Source organism: Kitasatospora sp. NPDC096147, from assembly GCF_044763225.1.
Lineage (GTDB): Bacteria > Actinomycetota > Actinomycetes > Streptomycetales > Streptomycetaceae > Kitasatospora.
In genome coordinates, this window is record NZ_JBIWFX010000001.1 from 246392 (window position 1) to 263150 (window position 16759).

Annotated in this window: 16 protein-coding genes; 6 read left to right on the plus strand and 10 right to left on the minus strand. The window is 75.2% G+C overall.

The window, feature by feature from the left end:
- Positions 1-2: 2 nt before the first annotated feature.
- The 6 genes from ACIRBX_RS00960 to ACIRBX_RS00985 form a co-directional block, all read right to left on the minus strand.
- Positions 3-1088, minus strand: coding sequence for an HD domain-containing protein (locus ACIRBX_RS00960; protein ID WP_402292946.1), 1086 nt, complete (start codon positions 1086-1088; stop codon positions 3-5).
- A 380-nt stretch (positions 1089-1468) separates the two neighbouring features.
- On the minus strand, positions 1469-2338 hold the full coding sequence (argB, locus tag ACIRBX_RS00965; protein ID WP_402292947.1) for an acetylglutamate kinase: 870 nt from the start codon (positions 2336-2338) through the stop codon (positions 1469-1471).
- A gap of 161 nt (positions 2339-2499) precedes the next feature.
- Positions 2500-2910: a MarR family winged helix-turn-helix transcriptional regulator gene (locus tag ACIRBX_RS00970; RefSeq protein ID WP_402292948.1), complete on the minus strand. Its 411-nt coding sequence runs from the start codon at positions 2908-2910 to the stop codon at positions 2500-2502.
- The gene (locus ACIRBX_RS00975; RefSeq protein WP_402292949.1) at positions 2907-3866 is read right to left on the minus strand and encodes an ABC transporter ATP-binding protein; all 960 of its coding nucleotides are present in this window, start codon (positions 3864-3866) and stop codon (positions 2907-2909) included. Before ACIRBX_RS00975 ends, ACIRBX_RS00970 begins: the two co-directional genes overlap by 4 nt.
- Positions 3863-4966, minus strand: a complete 1104-nt coding sequence (locus tag ACIRBX_RS00980) for a FecCD family ABC transporter permease (RefSeq protein WP_402292950.1) — start codon at positions 4964-4966, stop codon at positions 3863-3865. Before ACIRBX_RS00980 ends, ACIRBX_RS00975 begins: the two co-directional genes overlap by 4 nt.
- Positions 4963-6003 (minus strand): FecCD family ABC transporter permease, encoded by a 1041-nt coding sequence (locus ACIRBX_RS00985; protein ID WP_402292951.1) that lies wholly within the window; start codon positions 6001-6003, stop codon positions 4963-4965. Before ACIRBX_RS00985 ends, ACIRBX_RS00980 begins: the two co-directional genes overlap by 4 nt.
- A gap of 172 nt (positions 6004-6175) precedes the next feature.
- On the opposite strand from ACIRBX_RS00985, the gene ACIRBX_RS00990 reads away from it, so the two are divergent.
- On the plus strand, positions 6176-7924 hold the full coding sequence (locus tag ACIRBX_RS00990; RefSeq protein ID WP_402292952.1) for an ABC transporter ATP-binding protein: 1749 nt from the start codon (positions 6176-6178) through the stop codon (positions 7922-7924).
- A complete protein-coding gene (locus ACIRBX_RS00995; RefSeq protein ID WP_402292953.1) occupies positions 7921-9750 on the plus strand; it encodes an ABC transporter ATP-binding protein in 1830 nt (609 codons plus the stop codon). Before ACIRBX_RS00990 ends, ACIRBX_RS00995 begins: the two co-directional genes overlap by 4 nt.
- Before the next feature lie 16 nt (positions 9751-9766).
- On the opposite strand, the gene ACIRBX_RS01000 is transcribed toward ACIRBX_RS00995, so the two are convergent.
- Complete coding sequence (locus ACIRBX_RS01000; RefSeq protein WP_402292954.1) at positions 9767-10225, minus strand: hypothetical protein; 459 nt, start codon at positions 10223-10225, stop codon at positions 9767-9769.
- A gap of 78 nt (positions 10226-10303) precedes the next feature.
- On the minus strand, positions 10304-10732 hold the full coding sequence (locus tag ACIRBX_RS01005; protein ID WP_402292955.1) for a pyridoxamine 5'-phosphate oxidase family protein: 429 nt from the start codon (positions 10730-10732) through the stop codon (positions 10304-10306).
- A 122-nt stretch (positions 10733-10854) separates the two neighbouring features.
- Between ACIRBX_RS01005 and ACIRBX_RS01010 the strand changes: the two genes are divergently transcribed.
- The 4 genes from ACIRBX_RS01010 (at position 10855) to ACIRBX_RS01025 (ending at position 14502) form a co-directional block, all read left to right on the plus strand.
- A complete protein-coding gene (locus ACIRBX_RS01010) occupies positions 10855-11634 on the plus strand; it encodes a maleylpyruvate isomerase family mycothiol-dependent enzyme (RefSeq protein ID WP_402292956.1) in 780 nt (259 codons plus the stop codon).
- An 85-nt stretch (positions 11635-11719) separates the two neighbouring features.
- On the plus strand, positions 11720-12028 hold the full coding sequence (locus ACIRBX_RS01015) for a DUF6980 family protein (protein ID WP_402292957.1): 309 nt from the start codon (positions 11720-11722) through the stop codon (positions 12026-12028).
- Between the two features lie 81 nt (positions 12029-12109).
- Positions 12110-13360: a cation:proton antiporter gene (locus ACIRBX_RS01020; RefSeq protein WP_402292958.1), complete on the plus strand. Its 1251-nt coding sequence runs from the start codon at positions 12110-12112 to the stop codon at positions 13358-13360.
- Positions 13361-13758: 398 nt separating this feature from the next.
- Positions 13759-14502: an alpha/beta hydrolase gene (locus ACIRBX_RS01025; protein ID WP_402293874.1), complete on the plus strand. Its 744-nt coding sequence runs from the start codon at positions 13759-13761 to the stop codon at positions 14500-14502.
- 306 nt (positions 14503-14808) lie between these two features.
- Here ACIRBX_RS01025 and argJ read toward each other — a convergent pair whose 3' ends face one another.
- Together argJ and ACIRBX_RS01035 are read right to left on the minus strand one after the other, a co-directional pair.
- A complete protein-coding gene (argJ, locus tag ACIRBX_RS01030; RefSeq protein ID WP_402292959.1) occupies positions 14809-15954 on the minus strand; it encodes a bifunctional glutamate N-acetyltransferase/amino-acid acetyltransferase ArgJ in 1146 nt (381 codons plus the stop codon).
- Positions 15955-15975: 21 nt separating this feature from the next.
- Entirely contained in the window at positions 15976-16668 is a 693-nt protein-coding gene (locus ACIRBX_RS01035) for an HAD family hydrolase (protein ID WP_402292960.1), read from the minus strand.
- Positions 16669-16759: the final 91 nt, after the last annotated feature.

The window sequence follows — 16759 nt, forward strand, 5'->3', positions numbered from 1 at the left end:
GGTCAGCCGCCCGCCCCGGGACGTCGTGCCCGGTCTCCCGGTGGTGGCCCGTCCTGCCAGCGGATGCGGAACTCGGTCGGGAGGCGGCGCAGTCGGGCCAGTTCGGCGGCCAGGTCGGGGGCGGCGGTCCCGACCGGTTCGCCGTCGACCAGGGGTGCCGAGACGTAGATCTTGCGCAGGGCGTGGCCCCACTCGTCCTCGTCCCCCGCCGCGCCGCCGGTCCGCACGGCGAGGCGGTGGGCCTGGTAGCGCACCAGCCGGCCCTCCGCCCCGGTGGCGGGGCAGGCGTCGAGGGCGGTCCAGAACTGAGCGTCGGTCAGCCGGGCCAGCCCGGCCGGGGTGAGCGGGGTCCGGTCGAGGAGCCGCTCCGCCAGCCGACGGACCACCGAGACCGGGCCCACGTTCTCCCAGGAGGTGTGCAGCCGGGCCTCCCCGGCGACCAGCCCGACCAGCACCCCGGCGCTCTCGCGGTCGGCCGACACCGCCTCACCCGCCTCACCCGCCAGGCGCAGCCGGGCGAGCAGCACGGCCGGGTCGGCGTCGAACCGGCCGGCCGCCCGGCCGCTGCGGACGAAGGAGTCCAGGTGGTCGAGGTTCATCAGGCCCGGCCGACCGGTGAGCGGCGTGACCGGCTCGCCGTCGAGGACGGCCACCACGGCCTCCGGGTCGATCCCGTGCCGCTCCAGGAGGCCCCGCAGCGGCTCCGCCCGGAGCAGCTCCGCCCCGAGGGCGTGGTGCTCCAGGCCGCCGACGCCCTCGAAGGTGTGACTGAGCGGCAGGTGGCCGATGTCGTGCACCAGCGCGGCCACCCGCAGCAGTTCGTCCCGGGGACGGAAGTGGGCGACCAGCGAGAGCACCCCGAGGGAGTGCTCCAGCCGGGAGTAGGACTGCAAGGTGCAGAGGGAGGAGGCCCCGGCGTGCGCGACGAAGTGCAGCCGCCGCACCGGCTCACTGCGCAGCAGCTCCACCTCCACCGGCGCCAGCCGCACGGGCACCCGCCACAGCGGGTCGCTGAACTCCGCTGCCAGGCCCAGCACCCCGCTCCGCACCGGTCGGACGGTCTCGCTCTGCTCCGGGTGATCGGTCATCGACTCACCCTAGGGACCGCGCGGCGGCGGAGCGACGGCTTTCCGCCCGGGCGGCAGAGCTGACAGCCGCCGGCTCGGAGGGGACACCCTGCGTCAGGGGCTCGCTCCCGACGACGACCACCGCCTCACCCCGCACTCGGCCGAACGCACGGCGGCCCTCCGGGCCATGGTCGCGGTCGATCCGCCCCGGAGCCGCCGCGCGCTCCTCCTGGGCCGGTGGGACCGCCAGTCGGGCGTCCGCCTACTGGGCACCCGTCAAGTGCCGCTCCTCCCACCGGCCGTGGCCCGGCTCGCGGCGCCGGGTGACGCCCCGCCGGGGCGCGTCGAGGTCCGCGCGGGCGGCCACCGAACGGCCGGCCACCGCCCGCGCGGGCCGAACCTCAGACCGGTACCGGTACCGATACGGGAGCAGGAGCCGCCGCCGGCTCGGGCAGGATCAGGGTGCCGCCGCAGTCCGGCGCGAAGGCGTCCAGCACGGCGTGCGGCTGCCGGCCGTCCAGGATGCGGGCGGCGGGGACGCCGGAGCGGACGGCGTCCAGGCAGGCCTCCGCCTTCGGGACCATCCCGGCGCTCAACTGCGGGAGCAGCGAGGCCAGTCGGCCCGTGGTCAACCGGTCGATCAGGCTCTCCGGGTGCGGCCAGTCGGCGTACAGGCCGGCCACGTCGGTGAGCATCAGCAGCAGCTCCGCCCCGAGGGCGACCGCCACGGCGGAGGCGGCGGTGTCCGCGTTGACGTTGTACACCCGGCCGTCCACTCCTCCGGCGACGGAGGAGAGCACCGGGATGCGCCCGTCCGCCAGCAGGGTGCGCAGCAGGCCGGGCTCGACCGCCGCCACGTCGCCGACCAGGCCGATGTCCACCCGCTCGCCGCCCACCACCGCGTACCGCTTGACCGCCGTCATCGTCCGGGCGTCCTCGCCGGTCAGCCCCACCGCGTACGGGCCGTGGGCGTTCAACAGCCCGACCAGCTCACGCTGCACCCGGCCCGCGAGCACCATCCGGACCACGTCCATGGCCTCCGGGGTGGTCACCCGCAGCCCGGCGGTGAAGCTGGACTCCAGCCCTTCCCTGGCCAGTTGGGCACTGATCTGCGGTCCCCCACCGTGCACCACCACCGGCCGCAGCCCGGCCTCCCGCAGGGTCACCACGTCCCGGGCGAAGGCCGCCTTCAGCTCCTCGTCCACCATGGCGTTCCCGCCGAACTTCACCACCACCACACGGCCCTGGTAACGCGACAGCGACGACGGCACGGCGGGGCCTCCTACGGCTCACGGGCCGGAACGACATCCGGGCGGCCCCTTTATCCCGCCGCCGGATGACCGGCTGCGGACGCCGTGCTGTCGCCGAGGCAGGCGCTCCCTGAACAGCCGGGGCCACCACCCGACCCGGCGCCGCCCTGCCCCGGCGCCCGCTACGCCAACCGGCCGAGCAGATCGGCGAGTTGGGCCCGTTCGTCGCCGCTGAGCGGGGCGAGCACCGAATCCTCGACCGCCGTGAGTTCGGCGGTGAGCTCGGCCAGCAGGGCGTGGCCGGCCGGGGTGAGGGAGACCTCGACCCGGCGGCGGTCGCGCAGCGACCGGGTGCAGACGGCGCAGTCGGCGGCCATCAGGTCGTCGACCACCTTGACGATGTCGCTGGGGTTGATGTCGAGCCGGGCCGCCAGCTCGCCCTTGGAGAGCGAGCCGGCCGAGAGGGCTTCGAGGACCGCGACGTGCCACAGGCGCAGGCCGCGTTCGGCGACCCGGGCGGCCAGGCTGGCGCGGGCGTTGCGACCGGTGGTGGAGATCAGGAAGGTGGTCAGGCCGAGCAGTCGGGTGGTCATCGGTCCGGGTCCTGGGTCTGGTGCGGGTGCTGGGTCTGGTGCGGGTGCTGGTCCGGGTCCTGGGACCGGGCCGGGGGCCGGCTCGGGGACGGCGCGGGAGAGGACGGGGCCGGTGGCACCGGCTTGCGGGCGGCGCGGACCACCATCGGGGTGCCGGTCTCCGGATCGGGGAGCACCCGGCAGCGCAGCCCGAAGACCCGCTCGACCAGCTCGGCGGTGAGCACCTCGGCGGGTGCGCCCTCGGCGGCCACCGTGCCGTCGGGGCCGAGCACCACCAGGTGGGTGGCGTAGCGGGCGGCCTGGTTGAGGTCGTGCAGGACGGCCACCACCGTGTGGCCGCGCTCCTCGTGGAGCTCGGCGCAGAGGTCGAGCACCTCGAACTGGTGCGAGATGTCGAGGAAGGTGGTCGGCTCGTCGAGCAGCAGGATCGAGGTCTGCTGGGCCAGCACCATGGCCAGCCAGACCCGTTGGCGCTGGCCGCCGGAGAGGTCGTCCACCGGACGGTCGGCCAGGTCGAGCACGCCGGTCTGCCGCATCGCCTCCGTCACGGCGCTCTCGTCCTCCGCCGACCACTGGCGCAGGAAGCCCTGGTGCGGGTACCGGCCGCGGGCGACCAGGTCGGCGACCGAGATGCCGCTGGGCGCGTTGGCGGACTGCGGGAGCAGCCCGAGCCGGCGGGCCACCTCGCGGGTGCGGTAGGCGGTGATCTCCCGGCCGTCCAGGTGGACGGCGCCGGCCGACGGCCTGATCAGCCGGGCCAGGGCCTTGAGCAGGGTGGACTTGCCGCAGGCGTTCGGGCCGAGGATGACGGTGAAGGACCGGTCCGGGATGCTCACGGTCAGTGAGCTGGCCACCGTGCGCTGGTCGTAGGCGAGGGTGAGGGATTCGGCGCGCAGCCGGGAGGTGCCCGCCGCGTGCGCGGGAGCGTCGACGGGGCGGTCGGACGTGACGGTCATGTGCGGCTCTTTCGCGATTCGCCGATCAGCAGGAGGCAGAGGTAGAGGCCGCCCAGGGTGCCGGTGGCGATGCCGACCGGCATGGGGGCGGGGGCGAAGACCCGCTGCACCGCGAAGTCGCTCGCGGCCAGCAGCAGGGCGCCGGTGAGGGCGGCGGGCAGCAGTCCGCCGCCGTGGCCGGGGGCGCCGACCAGTCGGCGGGCGAGTTGCGGGGCGGCCAGCGCGACGAACCAGATCGGGCCGGTGACGGCGGTGCCGACGGCGGCCAGCGCGACGCCGAGCAGCAGCAGGACGGCCCGGGTCGGGCCGGTGCGCACGCCCAGCGCGCGGGCGGTGTCCTCGCCGAGGGCGAGCATGCCGAGCCGGCGGCCGTACCAGAGGGCGGGCGGCAGCAGCAGCGCGACGGCCACGGCGACGGCGGTGACCTGGGGCCAGGTGCGGCTGTTCAGGCTGCCGATCAGCCAGCTCTGGGCGGCCATCGCGTCCTCCAGGCTGGCCCGGGTGATCAGGTAGGAGTTGACGGAGAGCAGGATGGCGCTGGTGCCGATGCCGATCACGACGAGCCGGAAGCCGGGCAATCCCTTGCCGGAGGAGAGGAGTTGGACCAGCAGGGCGGTCGCCAGGCCGCCGGCCAGGGCGCCGAAGGCGGTCTCGGTGAGGCTGCCGTGCCGCACCACGATGACGATCAGGGCGCCGGTGGCCGCCCCGTTGGTGAGCCCGATGACGTCGGGGCTGCCGAGCGGATTGCCGGTCAGTCCCTGGAGGAGGCCGCCGCTGACGGCCAGCGCGGCACCGACCAGCAGGGCGAGCAGCAGCCGGGGCAGGCGCAGCGTGTTGACGATGAAGTCGGCGCCGCCCTCCGCGCCGGTGAGCGCGCCGTACACCTCACCGGGTGTCAGCCGCACCTCGCCGATCGCCAGCGCGAGCGCGGCGACCGCGAGCAGCAGGACGGTGAGGCCGGCGCACACCGCCACGGTGCGCGGCACCACCCGGACCGACCAGGGGCCGCCGCGCAGCACCGGGTGCCCGATCAGCGGCGCCGCCGCCGTCGTCCCGGCAGCTACGGGGGCGGCGGGGACGGCGGCCTGACGGGGGGTCACAGCAGCACCAGCTTCCGGCGGCGGCACAGGGCCAGGAAGAGCGGGCCGCCCAGCACGGCGGTGACGATGCCGACCTGGATCTCGCCGGGTGCTCCGACCACCCGGCCGGTCACGTCGGCGGCCAGCAGCAGCACCGGGGCGAGCACGGCGGAGTAGGCGAGCACCCAGCGCTGGTCGGGGCCGACCAGGAAGCGGGCCACGTGCGGGACGGCCAGGCCGAGGAAGGCGATCGGACCGGCGGCGGCGGTGGCGGCGCCGCAGAGCAGCAGCACGGCCAGGCCGCCGAGCGCCCGGGTGCGGCCAACGGCGACGCCCAGGCCCCGGCCGACCTGGTCGCCGAGGCCGAGCGCGTTGAGCGCGCGGGCCAGTGCGACGGCGATCAGGGCACCCGTCAGGACGAAGGGCAGCACGGCCTGGAGGACGTCGTAGCGGCGGCCGGCCAGCGAGCCGACCGTCCAGAACCGGAACTCGTCGAAGACCTCCGGGTCGAGCAGCAGCACGGCCGAGTCGAAGGCGAACAGCACGGCGGTCAGCGCGGCGCCGGCCACCACCAGCCGTTCGGGGGTGGCCACGCCGCGGCCGCCCGAGCCGAGCAGGTAGACGGCGACGGTGGCCACGGCGGCGCCGATCAGGGCGAACCAGACGTAGCCGAGCACGCTGCCGACGCCCAGGAAGCCGATCGCCACCACCACGCCGGTGGCGGCGCCGAGGCTGACGCCGAGGAGGCCCGGGTCGGCCAGCGGATTGCGGGTCAGCGCCTGCATCAGGGCACCGGCCAGGCCGAGGGCGGTGCCGACCAGCAGGGCGAGCAGGGTGCGCGGGATGCGGTAGTCGTGGATCACTGTGGCGGCGTCGCTGGCGTCCGGGTGCCAGAGCACCCGCCAGGTCGAGCCGAACGGGATGTCCCGGGTGCCGACCCAGACGCTGAGCAGACAGAGCAGGAGGAGCACCCCGGCGGCCAGGGCCAGCCCGAGAGCGCGCCAGAGCGCCGGTGCGGGCCCGGGGCCCGGCCTGGCGGCCGACGGTTCGACATTCATAGTTAGGTAAGGCTAACCTGTCTGTTTGGTGGAGGTCAATACTCGAACAAATGCCTGACTGGCCGTCAGAAGTGCTGGCGGGGACGGGTCTTGTGAGTGGGCGACCGGAACCGCCAGGGACATTAGATCAGCCTTACCTAACCTCCCGTCAGCCAACCCCGGAAGGACCCCCATGCCCACAGCAGGACCCGACGGAGGCAGCGTCCTGCGCGGCGCACTCCGTGGCCAGCGCCGGCTGCTGACCGGCGCCTCGCTGCTCGGCATGGGCCACCAGGCCTGCGAGGCCCTGGTGCCGGTGGTGATAGGCGCGGTGATCGACCGGGCGGTGGCCACCGGCGACGGCTCGGCCCTGCTGCGCTGGCTGATCCTGCTCGCCGTGCTCTTCCTGATCCTCTCCACCTGCTACCGCACCGGCGCCCGGCTGGCCGAACGGGCCGGCGAGCAGGCCGCCCACCGCCTGCGGCTGACCCTCACCACCCGGGTGCTCGACCCGTACGGCGGCGCCGAGGCGGGCCACCTGCCCGGCGCACTGGCCGGCATCGCCACCGGCGACGCCAAGCGGGTCGGCGTGGTCGGCACCGTGCTGCCGTTCGGGGTGGCCGCGCTGGCCGGACTCGGCGTCAGCGCGGCGCTGCTGCTGCGGATCTCGGTGCCGCTCGGCCTGCTGGTGCTGCTCGGCATCCCCCCGCTGCTCTGGCTCGGCCACCGGATCAGCCGCCCGCTGGAGCGGCGCAGCGGTGTCGAGCAGGAGCGCGCCGCCCGGGCCGGCGGCATCGCCGCCGACCTGGTGACGGGTCTGCGGGTGCTCAAGGGCATCGGCGCCGAGGCCGCCGCCGTGGCCCGCTACCGGACGGTCAGTCAGGACTCGCTGGCCGCCGCGCTGCGGGCCGCCCGCAGCCGGGCCGCGCACGACGGGGCACTGCAGGCGCTGACCGGGGTCTTCATCGTGCTGATCGCGCTGGTCGGCGCGGTGCTCGCGATGGACGGCCGGATCAGCGTCGGCGAGCTGGTCGCGGCGGTCGGGCTGGCGCAGTTCCTGCTCGGCCCGTTCCAGGTGCTCACCTGGGCCAACGGCGAGTTCGCCCAGGGCCGGGCCTCGGCCGCCCGGATCGCCGAGGTGCTGGCCGCTCCCCCGGCCGTCGCCGGCGGCGCCGACACCCCGCCCGCCGACCGGGCCGACGCTGACACCCCGTCGGCGGCCACCCCCCTGCCCGGCTCCGCGCCCGCCCCCGCTGCCGGGGGGCTGCGGCTGCGCGGCGTCGGGTTCGGCGCCCTCGACGGCCTGGACCTGGACGTCACGCCCGGCGAACTGCTCGGCGTGGTGACGGACGACCCGGCCGCCGCGGCCGACCTGCTGCGCTGCCTGGGCCGGGAGACCGATCCGACCGCCGGCACCATCGAGCTGGACGGCACCGGCCTGACCGTCCTCGACCCGGCCGAGCTGCGCCGCTCGGTCCTGGTCGCCCACCACGACGCGGTGCTGTTCGCCGGCACCGTGCGGGAGAACGTGCTCGCCTCCCCCGACGGCGCGCTGACCGACGCCGTGCTGAGTGCCTCGGCCGCCGACGAGGTGGCCGCCGCGCTGCCCGCCGGTCTGGACACCGAGGTCACCGAGGGCGGCCGTTCGCTCTCCGGCGGGCAGCGCCAACGCGTCGCGCTGGCCCGGGCCCTGGCCGCCTCGCCCGATGTCCTGGTGCTGCACGACCCGACCACCGCCGTGGACTCCGTCACCGAGTCCCGGATCGCCGACCGGCTGCGCGAGCTGCGCCGGGGCCGCACCACCGTGCTGGTCACCACCAGCCCCGCCCTGCTGGCCCGCGCCGACCGGGTGGTGGTGCTCACCTCCGGCGCCGTCACCGCCGACGGCACCCACCACGAACTGACCGCCGACCCCGCCTACCGGACCCTGGTGCTGGCATGACGACCACCGCAGCGAACCCGACCACGACCGCCCCCTCCGACACCTCCCCCGCCTCGTCCGCCTCGTCCGCCGAACGGGAGTCGCTCCCGGTCGCCACCGGGGCCGAGACCCGGGCCGTGCTGCGCCGCCTGCTGCTCCGTCAGCGCGGCCTGACCGCCGGAGCGCTGGCCGTCCTGCTGCTCGGCACCGGCATCGGCCTGCTGACCGCGCCGCTGCTCGGCCGGCTGGTCGACCTGGTGGTGGAGCGGGCCGGCTCGGGCGCGCTCACCACCCCGCTGGTGCTGCTGGTGGCGGTCGCGCTCGGTCGCGGGGCGGCCGTCGCGTACGGCACCGCCCTGGTCGCCCGGCTCGGCGAGGTCGTGCTGGCCACCGTGCGCGAGGAGTTCGTCGAGCGGGCGCTGCGGCTCCCGCTGGAGCGGGTGGAGCGGGCCGGGGTCGGCGACCTCACCTCGCGGGTCACCGGGGACGTCGCGCTGGTGGCCAGGACGGTGCGGCAGGCGCTGCCCGAGTTCGCCCGCTCGCTGCTCACCATCGTGCTCACCCTGGTCGCGCTGGCGGTGCTGGACTGGCGGTTCGCGCTGGCCGTGCTGGCCGCCGCGCCCGTGCACTGGCTGACCATGCGCTGGTACCTGCCGAAGGCCGTGCCGATCTACGCGGCCCAGCGGTCCGCCGCCGGGGAGCTCCAGCAGCAGCTGCTGGACGGGGTCGGCGGGGTGCGGACGGTGCGCGCGCTGCGGCTGGCGGAGCGTCAGGTGGCGCTGGTGGAGCAGCGCTCGGACGCCTCCGTCCAGCTCTGGATGCGCGGCACCCGGCTGGTCACCGGCTTCTTCTCCCGGCTCAACCTGGCCGAGTTCATCGGGCTGGCCTCGGTGCTGGTGGTCGGCTTCCACCTGGTGGACACCGGCGCGGTGAGCCTGGGCACCGCCACGGCGGCGGCGCTCTACTTCCACAGCCTCTTCAACCCGATCAACGCCGCCCTGGTGCTGGTCGACGACGCCCAGTCCGCCGGGGCCGCGCTGGCCCGGCTGGTCGGCCTGTCCGCCCTCCCCGCCGAGACCGAGCCCGCCGCACCGGCCGTCCCGGCCGACGCCTCGGTCGCCGTCACCGGCCTCGACCACTCCTACCGCAGCGGCCACCCGGTGCTGCACGACGTCTCCCTGACGGTCCGTGACGGCGAGCGGGTCGCGCTGGTCGGGGCCAGCGGGGCCGGCAAGACCACCCTGGCCAAGCTGGTCGCCGGGGTGCACCGGGCCTCGGCCGGCAGTGTCCGCCTCGGCGGCGCCGAGCTAGCCGAGCTCGGCCCGGCCGGGGCCCGCCGCACCGTCGCGCTGATCAGCCAGGAGGTGCACGTCTTCGCCGGACCGCTGGCCGACGACCTCCGGCTGGCCCGCCCCGACGCCACCGACGCCGAGCTGCGCACCGCCCTCACCACCGTCGGCGCCCTCCCCTGGGTCGACGCCCTTCCCGAGGGCCTGGCCACCGTGGTCGGCGACGGCGGCCACCGCCTCACCGTCGCCCAGGCCCAACACCTCGCGCTGGCCCGCCTGGTGCTCGCCGATCCGCCGATCGCCGTCCTGGACGAGGCCACCGCCGACGCCGGCAGCGCGGGCGCCCGCGAACTGGAGGCCGCCGCCGACGCCGCGCTCACCGGCCGCACCGCCCTCACCGTCGCCCACCGCCTCACCCAGGCCGCCACCGCCGACCGGATCGTGGTCCTCGACCGCGGCCGCGTGGTCGAGACCGGCACCCACGCCGACCTCGTCCACGCCGACGGCCCCTACGCCGCCCTCTGGTCCGCCTGGTCCGCCGAACGCGACCGCCACTGACCCGGCGGATCCCGCCCTACCCGCCCGCCCCCAGGTCAGCCCGCATGGCCACCTGGAGGCGGGCCAGGGCGGCCAGGTACTCCCGCATCCACGGCTCCGCCCGCTGCGGGAGGTCCGGAGCCGCGACGGCGAGCTCCCGCAGCTCCCGAGCCTCCCGGTCGAACTCCTGCGCGCACGCCAGGACCGCGTCCGGCGCCAGCACCGCGAGCTCGTACCGCGCGGCGTAGCAGGAGGCGTACGCCACGAAGGCCCGGTGCCCGCGCTCCTCGGCGCCCAGGTCCCGGGCGAGCGAGAGCACCCGGAGCTCCGTCCGGGCCTCGGCGTGCGCGGCCAGGTAGCGCGCGTACACCTCCCGCTTGGTCCTGAGGCGCTCCCTCCCCTCCTCCCGCCGCGAGCGACGCCCCTCCACCAGCAACGCGGACCCGAGTGCGATCACGGCACCGAGCAACGTCCCGAACAGTGGTAGCCAGGTCATCCACCGACCGTACGGCAGCAGGTCGCCACCGGCCCCGGCCGATTCCGGCCGACCTCGCACCGGCGAGGCCGGGCCCGCTCACTGTGCCGTGCCCGCCAGCAGCCAGCGGCGGACCGGGACTTCGAGCAGCACCCGGCCGCAGTCGGGGCGCCAGGGGGCGGTGACGTCCCAGTCGTACTTGGCGGCGAAGGCCGCCACGATCCCGGGCGGGAAGTCGCCCTCCTGACGGACCGTCGCCTCGCCCTCCGCCACCACCGGGTGGTCGCCGCCTTCCAGGGAGAGCGAGACGGACGGGCGGCGCAGCACGTTGCGGACCTTGACCGAGAGGGCGTCCGAACCGATCCACCAGACGCCGTCGCGGTGGACGAACCAGACGGGGGTGGAGTGCGGGGTGCCGTCGGCCCGGACGGTGCAGAGCCAGGCGTTGCGCTCCACCGCCAGGCGTTCGAGGACGGCGTCGGACAGCGGTGCGGGGGCTGGTGCTGGTGCTGGTGCTGGTGCGTTCACCTCCTCATCCCACCCCGTCGGCGCCGCCCGCGCCACGGGCCTTCGTCGTACGCCGGTGGTCCTAGGACGATCATGAAAAAACCGGGCGCGTCCCCCGGTGCACAGGTGATACACAGTCACCCGTGACACAGCACCCCGACTTCACCGCACTGCTCCGGCTCATCGAGGAGCGCTCGGCCGCCTTCCGCGCGGCCGTCGCCGCCGCCACCGACCTGGACACCGCGGTACCCAGCTGCCCCGGGTGGACGCTCCACGACCTGGCGCAGCACCTCGGCGGCGGCGACCGCCTCTGGTCCCACAACGTCGCGGCGGGCCCGGCCGAGGGCCCCTCCGCCGAGGGCCTGGCCGCCAAGCAGGAGCCCGCGCCCCGCGCACCGGAGGCGCTGGCGGCCTGGCTGGCGGACGGTACCGAGCAGCTGCTCGCCGCGCTGCGCGCCGCCGGCCAGGACGGCCCGTGCTGGACCTGGTGGGGCGACGGCCTCACCCCGCAGACCGCCGGCGGCGTCGCGCGGCACCGGGTCCAGGAGTCGGCCGTGCACACCTACGATGCCCAACTCGCCGTCGGCGCACCGCAGGCACTGCCGGAGCAGATCGCGCTGGACGGCGTCGAGGAGTTCCTGGAGACCTGCGTCGCCACCGACACCCCCTGGCCGCACCAGGCCGCCACCGGCGACTTCGAGACCGCCGAGGGCCCCACCTGGCGCCTCACCCTCGACGCGGCCGGCGCGGCCCCCGTCCGGCTCGCCTCCGACCGGGACCACGAGGCCCCCACCGGCTCGGTCCGGGGCACCGCCTCCGACCTGGTGCTGGCCTTCTACGGCCGCATCCCGGTGGACGCGATCAAGGGCGACGGCGACCAGGAGCACTTCCACCAGCTCAAGGCGTGGGACCCGACGGCCTGATCCGGCCCGCCGACGGCGCGTCACCGGCCCGGCCGGCGGCGCGCCGTCGACCCCGTCACGCCCCTGCGGAGCAGAATCGGTCGGCATGACCCGGCACTGCTGCGAGACCATGACGTTCCAGGTGGAGCGCCGCTGCGAGGACCACCCGTACCGCTTCGACTGCCCGGACGCCCTGGTGGAGTTCAGCCCGAAGTTCGGGGAGTACGGGCTGATCTTCCACGACGGCGGTTCGGCGGTCAGCGTCATCGACTTCTGTCCGTGGTGCGGCGCCCGGCTCCCGGAGTCCCAGCGGGACCGCTGGTACGAGGAGTTGGAGCGCCTCGGGATCGACCTCGACGAGGACGAGGTCCCGCCCGAGTACCAGGACGACCGCTGGCTGCACCCTGGGTGGTGACAACCTCCGTGCCCGCGCGGTCGGCTGACCGGGTGTCATGTCGGCCGGTGGCCGCGGCTCTGACAGGCTGTCGTCCGGCGGGTGATCATCCCGCTGCTCCGTACGTGCCTGACGCACCACCTGATCTGCGAGATGTCGATGAGCGCCATACTGATCCTGCTGTTCCTCCTGTTCGCCTGGGCCATGATGGCCGACCGGCTGGCGCGCTGGAGCGTCACCGGGCCGCTGGCCTTCGCCCTCGCCGGGATGGCGCTGACCCGTGGCGACGACCCGGCCGTGCCGATCGAGCTGGACGCGCACGGCTTCCAGCTCGCCACCGAAGTCGTGCTCGCCGTCCTGCTGTTCACCGACGCGACCGAGTCCAAGGACTACGACCGCTCCCGCTCCTCGGGTGAGTGGCGCCTGCTCACCCTGGCCCTGCCGGCCTCGATCGCCCTGGCCACCCTGCTCGGCGCCCTGCTCTTCCCCGACCAGGGCTGGTGGCTGCTGCTGGTGGTCGCCCTGGTGGTGATGCCGATCGACCTGGCGCCGATCTCGGCCGTGCTGGCCGACTCCCGCATCCCGCTGCGGGTGCGGGCCGCGCTCAACCTGGAGGCCGGGCTCAACGACGGCCTGATCTCCCCGGTCTTCCTGTTCTGCCTGGCCAATCTCGCCTCGGCCCCGGACGCCTCGGTCGGCTCGCTGCTCTGGAGCACCGCCAAGGGCGCGGGCCTGGCCCTGCTGGTCGGCTGCTTCTGGGGTCTGGCGGCGGCCCGCCTCGCGCCGCTGGCCACCGCCAAGGGCTGGACCGGCCCCGAGACCCTGCCGTTCGCCACCCTGGCCCTGCCGTTCCTCGCCTACAGCTCCGCCGTCCTGATCGACGGCAACGGCTTCGTCGCCGCCTTCGTGGCCGGAGTCTGCTTCGCTCCCGCCGCCCACGCGCTTGGCGCGGGGACCGTCCACCTGGTGCGCGACACCAGCCATCTGATGGCCTTCGCGGTCTGGTTCGTGCTCGGGGCGCTGGCCGCCGATCAGTTCGCCGACGGGGTCTCCTGGTCGGTGCTCGGCTACGCGGTGCTGGTCCTCACGGTGGCCCGGGTCCTGCCCGTCCTGCTCTCGCTGGGCCGGCTGGACTTCAGCTGGGCCGAGCGCGCGGCCATCGGCTGGCTCGGCTCGCGCGGCGTGACCTCGATCGTCTTCGGCGTCCTGGCCGCCACCCACCTGGACGAGTCGCGGGGGCTGTTCGTCATCGACGTCATGTGCACCACCGTGCTGCTGAGCATCGTGCTGCACGGCGCCACCCTGCACCCGGTGGCCCGCTGGTTCGAGCGACGGACCCCCGTGTCCGGCTGACCCCGGACACGGCACGGCCCGGACCGAGCGGTCACGACGGACGGCGGGACGCCGACCGCCTGAGGCCCCGTCAGGCGGTCGGCGTCCTGCGGCCCCGTGGCGTGTCCGACCCGGCCTGCACGACCGACCCGCAACGTCCGTCGGCCCACCCCGCTCTGACGCGCGGCGGCCGGACGGGCACCCCGGCCGGGAGGCCGGGTCCGTCCTCGGCGGCGAAAACCGTTTGGTGGTCGGGGCGGGTGCTGGTAGTTTGCCGCTGACCGTGTGACAGACCGAGGAGGTGGTACCCGTGAACGCAGTATCGACATGGGTGCTCCCCTGCGGGGTCACGGTCGGGCGGTAGGAAGACCGTCCGGGAGCGCCGTTCTCAAGCCCTCCCGAAAGGCACCACCGTGCACCTGCACTTCAGCTCCGAACAGCGTCTCGACGGCGGCGTCCTCGAACGCGACTTCACCCTCGGCGGCATCCCCGGCACCCTCTGGACCCCCGAGCCGGCGCCCAACCCCACCGCCGCCCCCACCCCGCTGATCCTGCTCGGCCACCCCGGCGACCTGGGCCGGATGCGCCCCCGGCTGCTGGGCCGCGCGGCCCAGGCGGCGGCCGACGGCTTCGCCACCGCCACCATCGAACTCCCCGGCGCCGGTGAGCGTCCGCGCCTGCCCGCCCTGGAGCGGGCCAGGACGGAGCTGCGCCGGACGATGCAGGCCGGCGAAACGGTCGGCCCGGACGTCATCGACGCCCTGGTGCTCCCCCTGGTCGACGCGGCCGTCCCCGAGTGGCAGGCCGTGCTGGACGCCCTGCTCGCCCTGCCGGGGCTCGGCGGCCCCGTCGGCTTCTCGGGCGGGGTGATCGCCGTCGTCACCCGGCTCGCGGTGGTCGAGCCGCGCCTGACGGCCGCCGTCCTGTTCGCCGGCAGCTTCGTCCCGGCCGCCACCCTGGCGGAGGCCCGGCGGGTCACCGTGCCGCTGCACGTCCTGCTCCAGTGGGACGACGCGGGCAACGACCGGCAGGCGTCGCTGGACCTGTTCGACGCCTTCGGCTCGGCGGAGAAGACCCTGACCGCCAACCTGGGCGGCCACACCGGCGTGCCGCAGCACGCGGGCGACGCGGCCGCCGCCTTCTTCCGGCGGCACCTGCGGTAACGCCAACCGGGACCGTTCGGCCTGACCCGAACTGCCGTGCACCGGCCGGACGGAACTCCCCTCCCGGGCCCCCGACCGCCGCGAGGCGGCCGGGGGCCCGGGCTCCTTCCGACGGGCCACGCCCGGTCCGAGGACGGAGTCCGGGTGACCGGCGCGGGCCGGGGCACGGGGTCCTGCGGCGGGTTCGATGATCCGGATGAGGATCCGTACCTCGGACCGACCTGATCCGTCCCTGGATTCCGCGCCCGAGCTGACACCTGCGCAAGTCCCTGGAGACGAACGGGAGTCGGCCCGGCCGACGGGACGTCAGGTGGTGTAGTCGGCGTTGATCCGGACGTAGCCGTCGCTCAGGTCGCAGCCCCAGACCCGCGCCCGGGCCTCACCGGTCGCCAGCGAGACGTGGATGACCACCTCCTCGGCGGTCATGATCCGGGTCAGCCGGTCGAGGTCGGGGGCCGCCTCGGGGTAGACCACCAGGTCGCCGAAGCGGATCACCACCCGGTCCGGGTCGATGTCGGTGTCGTCCTTGCACTTGCCGACGGCCATCGCGACCCGGCCCCAGTTCGGGTCGGAGCCGTGCACGGCGGTCTTCACCAGGGGCGAGTTGACGATCGACTTGGCCACCCGGCGGGCCTGGGCCTCGTCCCGGGCCCGGTCGACCACCACCTCGATCAGCTTGGTGGCGCCCTCGCCGTCCCGGGCCACCTGCTTGGTCAGGCTCTCCGCGACGGTGTACAGCGCGGCCTCGAAACCGGCCAGGTCCACCTCTCCCGCCTGGCCGTTGGCCAGGATCACGGCGGTGTCGCTGGTGGAGGTGTCGGTGTCGACGCTGACGCAGTTGAAGGTGCGGTCCATCACCCGGCGGAACAGCGCGTCGAGTTCGGCCGCCGGGATGCTCGCGTCGGTGAAGTAGTAGGTGAGCAGGGTCGCCATGTCCGGCTCCATCATGCCGACGCCCTTGGCGATGCCGACCAGCACGGCGGGGCCGACCTCGGCGCGCACCAGCTTGGCGTGCGTGTCGGTGGTCATGATCGCCTCGGCCACCGCCGCGAAGTCCGGCTCGTCGGTGGGCTTCACCTGCGGGACGCCGGTCCGGATCCGCTCCATCGGGTAGGGACGGCCGATCACCCCGGTGGAGCCGACCAGTACCTCCTCCGGGGCGCAGCCCAGCAGTTCGGCGGCCAGCCGGGTGAGCTCCTCGGCGTCCTGCCGCCCGCGCTCGCCGTTGGCCACGTTGGCGTTCTTCGAGACGGTGACCACCGCGCGGGCCGCGCCGTCGGCCACGTGCTCGCGGCTGAGCAGCACGCTCGGGCCGGCGAAGCGGGAGCGGGTGAAGACGGCGGCGGCGGTGCAGGGGTGGTCGGAGGCGACCAGGGAGAAGTCCCTGGTGGCGTCCTTGATGCCGATGTTCGCCACGTAGGTGCGGAATCCGCGGGGGTTCAGCTCGGACACGGGGGCTCTCCTGGGGGTGGGTCAGGCGGTGGACAGGCCGCAGGCGTTGAGGACGAGGTGGAGCCGGCGCTCGGCCGGGTCGGTGAGCGGCGGGACGAGCAGGGTGGGCAGGCCCGCCTCGACGGCGGCGCCGTCGTGGCCGGAGCGGTCGCCGACCATCAGGGCCTGCTCGGGGCGCAGGCCCAGGCGGGTCAGGGCCGCCCGGAAGATCGCCGGGTCCGGCTTGCAGACGCCGACCTCGTAGGACAGCACGAACTCGTCCACGTACCCGTCGAGTCCGGCCTCGGCGAAGGCCGGGCGGACGTCGAAGTGGATGTCGCTGATCACGGCCACCCGGAGGCCCGCCGCCTTGACGGCGGCCAACACCTCGGCCGTGTCGGTGGCGAACCGGGCCGCGGCCGGGTCGGCCAGGTCGGCGTACAGCCGGTCGGCCAGCGGCCGGTCCAGCCCGGCCGCGTCGGTCCAGCGGAGGTAGGCGGCCCGGTAGGTGGTGGGCGAGGCGTCCGCTCCGCGCCAGCCCTCGGCCACCTCGGGGCGGTGGCCGGCCTCGGTGAGCGCGCTGCTGATCCCGGCCAGCCCGGCCGGGTCACGGTCCAGCGCGCGGAGCGCACCGGAGATCCAGTGCGCTCCGCCCGGCCCGGATCTGACGGGGCCCCACTTCGGGACGATGAGCGTGCCCACCCAGTCGAACAGCACGGCTTCGAACGCGGGCACGGCTCCCCCTGGCCTGGCGGTGATCATGGTCACCGCCAGGCTTCCACCCTGCTGAGCTGCGGTCAACCGGCAATCCGCACGGTCGCCGCGG